11 protein-coding genes are annotated in these 11,349 nt (G+C 51.6%); all 11 read right to left on the minus strand.

Annotation, left to right across the window (positions count from 1 at the left end; translation table 11 throughout):
* On the minus strand, window positions 1-1,739 hold a 1,739-nt coding region (locus tag ACQY18_RS05300), incomplete at its 3' end, for a hypothetical protein (protein ID WP_428039115.1).
* Window positions 1,736-2,380: a deoxyribose-phosphate aldolase gene (deoC, locus tag ACQY18_RS05305; protein ID WP_428039116.1), complete on the minus strand. Its 645-nt coding sequence runs from the start codon at window positions 2,378-2,380 to the stop codon at window positions 1,736-1,738. The genes ACQY18_RS05300 and deoC, both read right to left, overlap by 4 nt.
* A 13-nt stretch (window positions 2,381-2,393) precedes the next feature.
* Window positions 2,394-3,152, minus strand: coding sequence for a triose-phosphate isomerase (gene tpiA / locus ACQY18_RS05310; protein WP_428039117.1), 759 nt, complete (start codon window positions 3,150-3,152; stop codon window positions 2,394-2,396).
* 282 nt (window positions 3,153-3,434) lie between these two features.
* Window positions 3,435-4,259: an LpxI family protein gene (locus tag ACQY18_RS05315; RefSeq protein WP_428039118.1), complete on the minus strand. Its 825-nt coding sequence runs from the start codon at window positions 4,257-4,259 to the stop codon at window positions 3,435-3,437.
* The gene (gene lpxA / locus ACQY18_RS05320) at window positions 4,252-5,052 is read right to left on the minus strand and encodes an acyl-ACP--UDP-N-acetylglucosamine O-acyltransferase (protein WP_428039119.1); all 801 of its coding nucleotides are present in this window, start codon (window positions 5,050-5,052) and stop codon (window positions 4,252-4,254) included. Before lpxA ends, ACQY18_RS05315 begins: the two co-directional genes overlap by 8 nt.
* Window positions 5,045-5,536, minus strand: coding sequence for a 3-hydroxyacyl-ACP dehydratase FabZ (fabZ, locus tag ACQY18_RS05325; RefSeq protein ID WP_176777997.1), 492 nt, complete (start codon window positions 5,534-5,536; stop codon window positions 5,045-5,047). The genes lpxA and fabZ overlap by 8 nt, the downstream gene beginning before the upstream one ends.
* Window positions 5,533-6,357, minus strand: coding sequence for a UDP-3-O-acyl-N-acetylglucosamine deacetylase (gene lpxC, locus ACQY18_RS05330; protein WP_428039120.1), 825 nt, complete (start codon window positions 6,355-6,357; stop codon window positions 5,533-5,535). Before lpxC ends, fabZ begins: the two co-directional genes overlap by 4 nt.
* A gap of 3 nt (window positions 6,358-6,360) precedes the next feature.
* Window positions 6,361-7,434 carry a UDP-3-O-(3-hydroxymyristoyl)glucosamine N-acyltransferase gene (lpxD, locus tag ACQY18_RS05335; protein WP_428039121.1) on the minus strand — a complete coding sequence of 358 codons (1,074 nt, stop codon included), beginning with the start codon at window positions 7,432-7,434 and terminating at the stop codon, window positions 6,361-6,363.
* A gap of 17 nt (window positions 7,435-7,451) precedes the next feature.
* Complete coding sequence (locus ACQY18_RS05340) at window positions 7,452-8,537, minus strand: hypothetical protein (protein ID WP_428039122.1); 1,086 nt, start codon at window positions 8,535-8,537, stop codon at window positions 7,452-7,454.
* A gap of 9 nt (window positions 8,538-8,546) precedes the next feature.
* Window positions 8,547-10,907 (minus strand): outer membrane protein assembly factor BamA, encoded by a 2,361-nt coding sequence (gene bamA / locus ACQY18_RS05345; protein WP_428039123.1) that lies wholly within the window; start codon window positions 10,905-10,907, stop codon window positions 8,547-8,549.
* A gap of 76 nt (window positions 10,908-10,983) precedes the next feature.
* Window positions 10,984-11,178 carry a 50S ribosomal protein L28 gene (rpmB, locus tag ACQY18_RS05350; RefSeq protein ID WP_176777992.1) on the minus strand — a complete coding sequence of 65 codons (195 nt, stop codon included), beginning with the start codon at window positions 11,176-11,178 and terminating at the stop codon, window positions 10,984-10,986.
* Window positions 11,179-11,349 lie beyond the last annotated feature (171 nt).

Here is an 11,349-nt window from a genome sequence, read left to right on the forward strand (position 1 = left end):
ATTTGCGGCACTTCGGGCACAGCTTGCGCCATTTGCGGCGCTTGAGGCTCAGCCTGTTGCACTTTGGGCGCAACTTGCGGCACTTCGGGCGCTACGCCCTCGCGCAACAGCGCTTCCTGGCGTTCGCGCATTTCCCGCATGGCCGTTGTTTCGGTGCGGAGCGGGTGCGCCAGCTCCGGCGTTTCTGTATCCAGCGTTTGCTGAAAAGTCCGCTGGAGCGTTTCTTTATTAATGGTTGTTTCTAAATTGAATGTTTTTTCTAATACGTCCACCCGCTCGCGGATGGTAATTTCGGGTAAATCGGTATCCGGGTTTGCGGGTTGGTGTTCCGTCGCGTCAAAATGGCGGACACTGACCCCGGAAACCGGGGCAATCGTGTCCAAAATTTTCAGTTCTTCCGGCATTTGCACGGAGTTTTCTTCTTCGGGTTGCGGGGCCGTTTGCGGTGCCGCAACATCCGGCATACCGCTTGCCGCAGGGTTAATGGTGCCGTCGTGATTGCTTAAACGGAACGTGTCATTCCCGGGGGCCTCTTGCACGTCGGCCGGGGTTTCTTGCGCCGTTTGCGGTTGCGGCGCGCGGATTTGTATTTTTAAGGAATCCTCCTCCGGCGCTTGCGGTTTGGAAACCGGGACAGACGGCTCCTGCGGGGCGGTTTGGATGGGCGGCACCGCGGCTTGTGCGGCGGGCTCTTCCGGCTTTTTATCTTCGGCCGGGGGAACGGACACTTGCGCGGCGGGTGCTTTTTCCGGCGTTGCGGCTCCCGCGGCGCGCGTGGTAATGTGGCCTTGCGCATCCAAATCCATAAAGCAGGTTTCGTCTTTTATTTTCTGTTCAAAAATGTTGAAAGTTTCTTCTAAACTGTCTTTGCCGTCCGCCAAGTCGCCCAGTTTGGCATCCCGCCCGGCATTGGCTTGCTGATTGGCTTTCGGGTCGTTCAAATCCAAAAACATATCGTATTTGGTTTTGGCTTCAAAAATGTCGTCCAAGGGCATTTGGTCCAGCAACGTGCCTTCCATGTCCTTAATCAGCATATCTTTGTCGTTTATCGGGTTGCCTTCTTCGGCAGGGGCCGAAACCTCCGGCGCGGGTGTTTCTGCCGCCGGAACGGCGGGCCCTTGTGCGGGCTCTGCGGTGGCGGGCACTTGGGGCGCGTGTATTTCTTCGGCGGGTGCTTTTTCGGCCGGAGCGGGCGGAACAGTTGCGGCGTTGGGCTGGTGTTTGGCGGCCAATTTGGCCAGTTCTTCCGGCAACGCTTCCGATTGGGTGCTGACGACCTGTTTTTGCAGGTCAAGTCCGGCGGGTACATCTAAATCAATAGAGCCCCGGCCAATGGCGTCGCGGTTGGCCACGTCCCCGGCTCCGGAGGGGCTGAAAAAACTTTCGGAAGGGTCTAAGGTAATAAAAGTGGGGAAATCTTTGTCCTCTTTGGTCACGTCTTGGTTAAACAGGGGTTCGCCCAATACGCCGCCGGGAACAAATTGGTTTACTTTGTTGGTTTGGGATATGCCTTCCGTCACGGCTGTACGGATTTTGTCCAGGGTTCCTTCGTCCATATCGCTGGGCAATTCAAATTGATACACAAACGGCGCCACGGCGGCCGTAGGAGCTTGCGCATACCCGGCCAATTTTTTGGCAATCAGCCGGGCGTCATGTTCCGTGCCGTCTATTACTAGCGCATAAAGCAGACTTTTAGTTTGCGGGTCAATCCGAGAAACAATATCCCAATTTTGAATCATTTTCCCTCTACAATTTTAATGCCGCTGCTGGCCCCTAAACGGGTGGCGCCGGCCGCTAGCATAGCTTCGGCATCTTCCCGGGTGCGTACGCCGCCCGAGGCTTTTACCTGCATGCCGGCCGGAATGGATTTTTTCATTAAGGCCACATCATGCACGGTAGCCCCACCTTTGGTAAAGCCGGTGGAGGTTTTTACAAAATCCGCCTTGGCCTCGGCGGCCAGTTCACAGGCTTTTACTTTTTCTTCGTCCGTCAGCTCACTGGTTTCAATGATAACTTTTAGGACAAAGTTGTCCCCCAAGGCCCGCAGGGCGCGGATGTCTTGGAGGACGGTGTCGTAATCTTTGCTTTTTAACGCGCCGATATTGATAACCATATCCAATTCGTCGGCGCCGTTTTCCAGCGCGGTTTTGGCTTCAAAAACCTTTACCTCAGTGGTGTTGGCCCCCAACGGAAACCCAATCACGGTGCAGGTTTTAACCCCGGTGCCTTTGAGCATTTTGGCCGCTAAAGGAACCCAATACGGGTTTACGCATACACTGCAAAAGCCGTGTTCGGCCGCTTCGCGGCATAAAGTTTCAATCTGTTCGCGGGTAGCGGTGGGTTTTAATAAGGTATGGTCAATTACTTTGGCAAGGTTCATAAAAGCCTCCGGCTTAGTTAAAGTTAATAATGCGGCGGAATTTTTCCGCGATTAAAGACTGGCCGCCCACTAAAGCGCCGTCCACGTCTTCTTTAGCCATAATTTCGTCCACGTTGGAATCTTTCACGCTGCCGCCGTACAAAATGCGGGTGGCTTGGGCAAAATCATTCCCATAAGCGGCGGCTAAATACTGGCGGATAGCGGCGTGTACTTCCTGCGCTTGTTCCGGCGTGGCGGTTTTGCCCGTACCAATGGCCCAAACGGGTTCGTAGGCAATAACCAGGCCTTTTAATTGTTCGGCGGTGAAATCTTTTAAGCCGTTTTTCAGTTGGGCTTCAATGACTTGTAAGGTTTCGCCGGCTTCGCGCTGGGCCAAAGTTTCGCCTACGCAGAAGATGACGGTTAAGCCGTGGCGCAAGGCGGCGGCTACTTTTTTGTTCAAAATTTCGTCCGTATCGCCAAATACACTGCGGCGTTCGCTATGGCCGATAATGGTGTGGGTGGCGCCGGCATCTTTGGCCTGCACGGGGGAAACCGCGCTCGTGAAAGCGCCTTTGTCTTCCCAATGCACGTCTTGGGCGGCTACCTTAATGGCGGTGCCTTTGCAAAGTTCGGCTACTTTAGCCAAAGAAGTATAAGACGGAGCAACAATAATTTCGGCATTTTGTTTATTTTCAAAATTTTCGGTAAGTCCTTTGATTAACGCGGCAGATTCCGCCAGCGTGTTGTGCATTTTCCAGTTTCCGGCAATAATGGGTGTTCTTTTGGTCATTTTTTTCCTCTTAATCATTAAAATACGGCAAAATCTTCTCCCGTTTCAAGGGGGAAGTATCCTATTAAATACTATCAAATAAACGGACGTTTGGAAAGCCTTGGCGGGGGAAAAGCCCTTTATAGCAGGGAAGCGCGCCCTATGGCGGCCCCGGTGCGCGGGATTTTGGGCCGGGCAGTGCGGGGGCTTAAACGCGCGGGGTGTTGGGCCGTGTGGCCCGGCAAGGCGGATAAAATGAAAAGGCCCCGGCAAAACCGGGGTCTTTTTCAAATCGGGCCCATTTTATACGGCCAGGAAACAAATTTTGTATTTATCGGCCAGTTTTATAACGTCTTCCAAATCCAACACGAGCGTTTTGCCGGCCTCAAAGGCTACAATATGGAACCCCGCCTTGTGGGCGCTTTCCAGCGTGCCTTTGCCTACCACGGGCAAATCAAACCGTGCGTCTTGGTCCGGCCGGGCCACTTTTACAACGGCTACGGGTACGTCTTTTTCGGCCGATTTTTTGTATAACTCGCCCGCCCGCAAAATACATTGGTCGGTGCCTTCCATGCCTTCCACCGCAATCGTGGCGTTTTGGCTGACCACGCAGGTAAGGCCAATGTCCAGCGCGGCCACCGCTTTGGCAATTTTTAACCCAAATTGAACGGTTTTTAATTCGTCTTCGGTGGGTTGGCGGCGGCTTAAAACGCCTTGTTTGGGCATAAAATCTTCCAAAAACAGGGCAGAATGGGTAAATTCCAGCCCTTCTTTATGGAATTCCTCTATCACGCGGGAAAGCAGGTATTTGGTGCCCATATTTTTAAGGGAAGCCAAAAATTTGGCCCCGCGTAAATCCGGCAGTAGGTTGGCAAAAATGGACGTGTGCTGTACCCGCCCGGCCATTAAAATTTGCTGTACGCCGTGCGCTTTGAAGAACTCCATGCACGCGCCCATTTGCCCGAGCCTTAACGTCTTGAAAACGCAAGGAATTTGGCGGAAATCATCCTCGCGGGCGTTGCCTTTTACCCCGGCAATAAAGACCTCATACCCCTTTTGTGCCGCTTTGGCGGCAATGTAAAGGGGCATTTTGCCTTCGCCCGCGATGATTCCCAATTTGTTAGTCATTATCGGCTTCGTTGACTTTGCGTTTGGCCGCGGTAATGCCGCGCGGAGAGGTGCGGCAAAAGTCAATCATGTGCTGCACTTCTTTGCAAGGGTGGGTGGCTTCCAGTTCCGTCAGGGCGTCTTCCAGGCGTTTGTTGCTGCGGAATAAAAACTTAAATGCCTGGCGGATTTGCATAATCGTTTCGCGCGACAGCCCGGCGCGGCGCATACCCACAATGTTTAAGCCCACCAAGCGGGCGCGTTCGCCCTGGGCAATACAATAGGGGGGAATATCCAGCGGTACCATGGCTCCGCCGGAAAGCATAGCCATAGTGCCCACGCGCACAAATTGGTGTACGCCTACCATGCCGGACATAACCACCCGGTCTTCCACAATTACATGCCCGGCAATACCGGTGCAGTTGGCTACAATAATGTTGTTGCCCAGGTGGCAGTCGTGCGCCACATGGGAGTTAGCCATCAGCAGGCAGTTGTTGCCGATAGAGGTGGGGATGTCCAATTTGGTGGAGCGGTGAATGGTGACACATTCCCGGATTTGGTTGCCGTCCCCCATGACTACGCGGGTATCTTCGCCCTTATAAGACAAATCTTGCGGCGCCACGCCGATAAAGGCACTGGCAATAATGCGGTTTTTGTCACCCATGGTGGTATTTTCTATCACGCAGTACGGGCCGATTTGGTTTTCTTTACCGATTACTACATTGGCGCCGATAATAGAATACGGGCCAATATGGGTAGAGGGGTCTATTTTGGCCGAGGGGTCAATAATAGCAGTGGGGTGAATGTTAGGCATGGGGGGTTTCTCCTAAAATGAATGTCAGGCTGGCCTGCGTACAGAGCTTGCCGTTGACATAAGCCTCCGCGTAAATTTTTGAAATTTTACCGAAGCGGATGATTTCTATGGGCATTTCCAACAAATCGCCGGGAACAACCATCCCGCGGAATTTGGCCTCATCAATGCTTAAAAATAAGGGCAAACCGCCGCCGCCCTGGGTAATATAACCCATAATGGCGCCGCCAAACGCCTGGGAAATACTTTCTACTACCAGTACCCCCGGCATAATGGGCTTTTGCGGGAAGTGGCCCTTAAAATAGTATTCGTCCGCGCGGACGCGCCGGACTCCAATATATTTCTTTTTTTCTTCCAATACACGCACTTCATCCACCAACAGGAAAGGCTCCCGGTGGGGAATGTTGTGTTCAATCGCTTGCTTGTCCAACGTTTTAATAACGGGAAGGGTCAAGTAGTTTTTAAGCGTTTCACGTCTTTCGCTCATTTGTCCTCCGAATTGTCTAATAACAGTTTAGCAAATATCACATTGTGTTTGTGCCCGCCGCAGGAACAAGTAATTTTTAAGGGGGGCAAGTCGCGCCCGGTCAGGCTTAAATCTCCTATCATGTCCAGCAGTTTGTGGCGCACTAATTCATCCGGGAAGCGGCGTTCGTTGATGTATTTATCTTTGCCGATAATGACGGCGTTTTCCAACGTGCCGCCTTTGGCTAAACCGTGCTGTTTTAAGAAAGCCAGTTCTTCTTCAAACCCAAAGGTGCGCGCCGGGGCGATTTCTTTTAAGTACGCTTGCGGCGTGAAATCCACCGTGAAAGTTTGGCGGCCCACCAAGGGGTGCTTGTGGATGTATTCAAAAGAGAACGTCAGCTTGTCGGCCGGTTCGGCACAGTAAGAAATGTTGCCGCTGGAATAAGTAATTTTGCGGTTTACTTTCAGTTGCGGGCGGGTTGTGCCCAACTCTTTTAAGCCGGCGGCCAGGATTTCTTTGGCATACACGGCGGCGGAGCCGTCGGTCACCGGCGGTTCCGGGCCGTCCATTTCCACCAACGCGTCCGTCACGCCCAAGGCGTGCAGGGCCGATAAAACGTGTTCTACCGTCCATACTTCGGCGGTGGCGTTTTTCAAGTTTGTGCCGCGCAGGGTGGAGCTGACATTAGCGGCCAGCGCGGCTATCGGTTGGGCACCGGGAATATCGGTGCGTAAGAAAGAAATGCCGTTATCGGCCGGTTTGAACGTCAGCACGGAGGGAACCCCCGTGTGTAAACCAATCCCCTGCACAATAGCGGGTTTTTGAAGGGTTTTTCTCATAAATTATTGGCCCATCCATTTTTTAAGTTTGCCGAACCAAGACAGTTTTTTGGCTTCGTCCATTTGTTTTTTAAGTTTTTTGAATTCCGTATACATTTCCGGCAGTTTGCGCAGAATAGCTACCTGGCGGAACGCTTCTTTTTGCGGCATGGCCGGATAGCCGAAGTAGGTTTGCCCGGCCGGAATACTGCCGACAACGCCGGATTGGGCGCCTACTTGTACGCGGTCGCCGATTTTCATGTGTCCGGCTAACCCCACCTGCCCGGCTAAAATAACGCCGTTGCCAATCTCGGTAGTGCCGGCTACACCCACTTGCGCGCACATAATACTGCTCATGCCCACATGCACATTGTGGCCGATTTGCACCAGGTTATCAATTTTGGTGTTGGCCCCAATGGTGGTGCTGGAAATTTTCGCGCGGTCTATGCAGGTGTTGGATTGAATTTCCACGTCCGACTCTATAACCACATTACCGATTTGCGGGATTTTTTGGTGGCGGCCTTCGTGGAAGGTAAATCCAAAGCCATCGGAGCCGATTTTAGCGCCGGCTTGCAAAATAACAAAATCTTTCAAAATGCAGTCTTCGCGGATGACCACTTGCGGGTAAATCAGGCAGTTTTTGCCGATTTTTACATTTTGCCCGATGTAGCATTGGGGGTAAATGACGGTGTTATCGCCAATGACGGCGCCGTCTTCCACCACGCTGTGGGCGCCTACCGTCACGTTGGCCCCTAACGTGGCTTTGGGGCTGATGACGGCGGACGGGTGAATCCCCGGCGTATATTTAACGCGCTGGGAATCTATGTATTTTAATAAAAGGATGAACGCCCATTCCGGATTTTGGGCATATAAAACCGCCCCTTTATAGGGCAGTTCCTGCCCTTTGGCGCTAATCGGCAAAATCACGCAACCGGCTTTTAAGTCCGCCAGGGCTTCCGGCTTTTCCAGCTGGGTTAAATAGCAAAGGCCGTCCGGCTTTGGGTCGTCCAAGGCGCACAATTCGTGCAGGACAAGGTTTTCATCTCCGGCCAGTTCGCACTGGGCGATACGGGCGGCATCTTTTAATGTTAAGTTCATAGTCCCTCTCGGCCGCGTTATTTTTTGCGGTACTTTTTGGATTTTTTCAGCCGGTTTACAAAATCTTTAGTCACGTTTACCGGCTTTTCTCCGTATAAAATCTCGTCTTTGCGCACCACGGCGCCGATATTTCTTTTTTTGGCGAACGATTTTATTTCGGTGTAAATATCTTTCAAAATGGCTTTTACTTCTTTTTCTTCCAGTTTCAAAATTTCTTCGCGCGTGGCATACTTATAATTATCAATAAAAAAGCCGCGCTCTGCAATGATTTTTTGGTTTGCCGCTATACGGGCGGAAATATCGTCCAACTCCTGCGGGGTGCTTAGCGGCGAGGCGGTAATCAGCTCCGCCCCGGAAAATAACAGGCGGTTGAGTAAGTTTTCCAAGGTTAAAGAGTCCGCTTCTTCTTTAATTTTGGGGGCCAGTTCCTGCGGGGCAACCACAATGCGCTCATAAAACGGTTTTAACTGGTTGAGGCGCTCCGCCAAGCGGGAGTTTTCCAGCGTAAGCGTATCTATAATCTGGCGCGCGCTTTGCACCTCTTGCTCTTTGGCTAAAATTTTCAGCCGGATTTGCTCCTTAACGGCCACCGTGCGCGGGTGTTTGCTAAATGCCTCATCAATATCAATAAATGCTACCGTTAAACATTTGTTTTGATATTTGGATAAATCTTCCGGCTCGTCCGTTGCATCAGGTTGTTCGGCAGGCAAGGCAACGGACAGGGGGGCCGTCGCTGGGGTATCCGGTGCGGCTTGTTGGGGCTTTTTCTCTACAGGTTCCACGGCCAGCCGTTGGGTTTGGAATGGGATTTCCGGTTGCGTAGGCGCAGTAGCGGCGGGCTCCTGCGGCGCGGCAGAAATCTGCGGTGCGGCGGAACTTGGCACTGGACCTGCTGCGGGTTGGGCGGATTCTTGTTCGTGTTCCGCAAACGCCTGCTGTTTGGTGGTTTCCGGCAATTTAATGGTTTCGTCCGGCGCGCTTGCGTTATTTTTTGCCTTAATGGCCGCCACCACCGCGGCTTCCTCGGGGGTTAAATCCAGGTCGGCGGCGTGTAATACGCCGCCCCATACCAACACACCCAACAGGCAAAAAATTTTACGCATAGTCCGTCCTTACATCATATTAGACATATTGAAATAGAAGTGGGATTTGTCTTGCCCTTTGGCGTGGTTCAAGCCATAGCCCCAATCAATACGAATCGGCAGGGCGGGGGTTGTAAAGCGCAAGCCTACACCCACCCCGGCTTTGAATTGGTTTTCGTTCGGTCCCAAACTAAAGTCAATATCATCAAAATGGTCCCAAGAGTTGCCCATATCAAAAAAGAAGGCAAACTGGGCCATGTTGCGGCGCCCTTCGCGCGCAATCGGGAAGCGCAGTTCCGCGTTCATTACATAATACATATCGCCACCGTACACCGGGCCGATTTCGCCCGCGCGTTCATACCCGCGGACGGTGTCCGCCCCGCCCAAGAAGAATTTTTCATAAGGGGGAACGTATTTGGTGCGCCCATACGGCTGTACGGAGCCGAATTTGTTGGAAAGCACAAACACAATGGGGTAGTTGCCCCCCACGTTCAGCACCGTATGGTTGAAAATGGAGCGGGCGTTAAAATACCACAAATCCAGGTCGCCGCCAATCGGCCCGCCAGCAAGCGCCACGCCCAGGGAGTTGCGCCAACCGCGGGTGGGGTCCCACATATTATCGCGGGTATCAATGGCCGCATCCGCGCTGAACGTGGATATATTGGTTTTGCCTTTTTCAATATATTCACCCGGCTTTTTACCGGGGGCGTACATGTATTTGGGGTCAATATCGTAAATATCTACATTTTCAAACGAGTAGCCGAATGAAAGCTGGTAGATGTCATCATTAAAGCGCGGGCCTACTTTTACGCGGCCGCCGATGCGCTTTTCGGTATAGGCTTGGTTTTCCGTAACGAAAGAGCGGTAGCGGCGGGTGTTGAACGCATCCACCCCCAAAGAGGTGGGTTTTTCGTAAATCCACGGCGTATACCAGCTGACGGTGTAATCCAAAATTTCTTTACCGAACATGGTGCGCAGGGAAAGGCGTTGCGCGCGGTTCAAAAAGTTCAAATGGTTGACGGAAACTTCCCCGTATAAGCCGTCCATGGAGGACATGGCTAACCCCGCCTGGAACATCCCCGGGCGGCCTTCCACTACGTTAAAGCCCAAATCCACTTTTTGGGGGTCTGCCGTGGGTTGGAGGTCCACTTGCACATCATTAATAAATCCCAGGTTCATTATTTTGGTTTGGCTGCGGCGTATTTTGGCCGCGTCATACAAATCCCCGGGGTGAATGGAAAGTTCCCGCGTAAAAACGTATTTTTTGGTTTTCCCATAGCCGGAAACATCCACATTATCTATGTAAAAAATGCCGCCTTCGGAAATATCAAACGAAATGTTGAGCAGCCCGTTCTGTACGTCGTAGCGGGGTTGCACGCGGGCTTGCAGGTAGCCTTTATCGGCATAGGCTTCCTGAATGGCGGAAACGGTGTCTTCAAAATCTTTTTGGTTGTATAATTTGCCGGTGCGGTAATAGATTTTTTCTTTTAATTCCGCGTCGGAAAAAACGGTACTGCCCTCAAACGCGGTGGTACCGAAATCCACCTTAGGGCCTTCGGTGACGTCATAAGAAACGGATACTAACGATTTATCCGCGTTGTAATCCAGTTTCGGCTCCGTCATCATAAACTGGGCATAGCCTTTGTTGCGGCCGTAGAGCATCATTTTTACATAATCGCGCTGTAAGTTTTGCGGTTTGTAAACTTTGCCCGGCTTGTTGGAGGCTTTGGCAAGCAGTTTTTTAAGGGGAATTTCGTGAAGGCCGTTGATATTGACCGCTTCTACGCGGGTGCGGGGGCCTTCGTCTATAATTAACTTTACTTCTACGGTGTTTTCTTTTTCTACCCGGGTTAATTCATATTTAATTTGCGCGTTTACATAGCCCTTTTCGGCATATTTTGCTTGAATACGGGCCAGGTCCGCATCCAACTTGGCTTGGTTGAACGGGTCCTTGAGTTTAAGCGTCATGGCTTGGGTAATGGCCCCTTTGCCCAAATGCTTGCGGCCCTGGTAAGTCAGGCGGTCAAAAATGGGTTTTTCCGTCACAATATACGTCAGGCGGTGGCACGGATACGGCTGGAAAAACTGCTTGTCTTTTTTGGTGCCTTTGATGCGGGAAATATCCACTTCCACCTTATCAAAATTGCCTAAGGCGGAAATATCGTTAATATCTTCCGATACGGAGTAGCGCTCGTACAGGGCGCCTTTTTTGGCACTGCCTGCTTTGGTGACTGTGCGTTTAGAGATATTGCGCAAGCCCTCTACGGCTACTTCACAAACCATCCACGGGCCGTTGGGGTCTACTTCTTCCTCAATGGCCTGTGCCGCAAAAACGGGCTGTGCCAATAACAGCACCGCACCGAACAACTGTAAGTTGGAAAATTTAATCAATTCCCGCCCCTTATTTAACAAAAAAAGCCCGCACTAGCTTAAAAGCACGGGCTGATTGAATGCAAAAAGTGCTGACTTATTTGGTGGGTCTGGTCGCACGGCCGCTTTTGATGCAGACGGTGCAAACATACGCAGTCTGTGCTTTGCCGTCCAACATCACTTTTTGTTTTTGCAAGTTGGGCTTGAAGCTTCTTTTTGTTCTCATGTTAGAGTGGCTGTAAGAGCCGCCGGAAACCGGGGCTTTGCCACACACTGCACATTTATACGCCATAATTCCCTTCCTTATAACTGAATTAAATTTTGTCTTTATATTTTATTAAATCCAAGCGTGTTTGTCCACCCCGTTTAGGCTTCTTTAGGCGGAAACACCTTGCTGGCTAAAACAGACAGCGCCAAAATTCCCACAATTACGCTTAACGAGGCCACCACCGGCACATGGAAA

It is taken from the genome of Candidatus Avelusimicrobium faecicola (genome assembly GCA_900540405.1).
Classification (GTDB): Bacteria; Elusimicrobiota; Elusimicrobia; order Elusimicrobiales; family Elusimicrobiaceae; genus Avelusimicrobium; species Avelusimicrobium faecicola.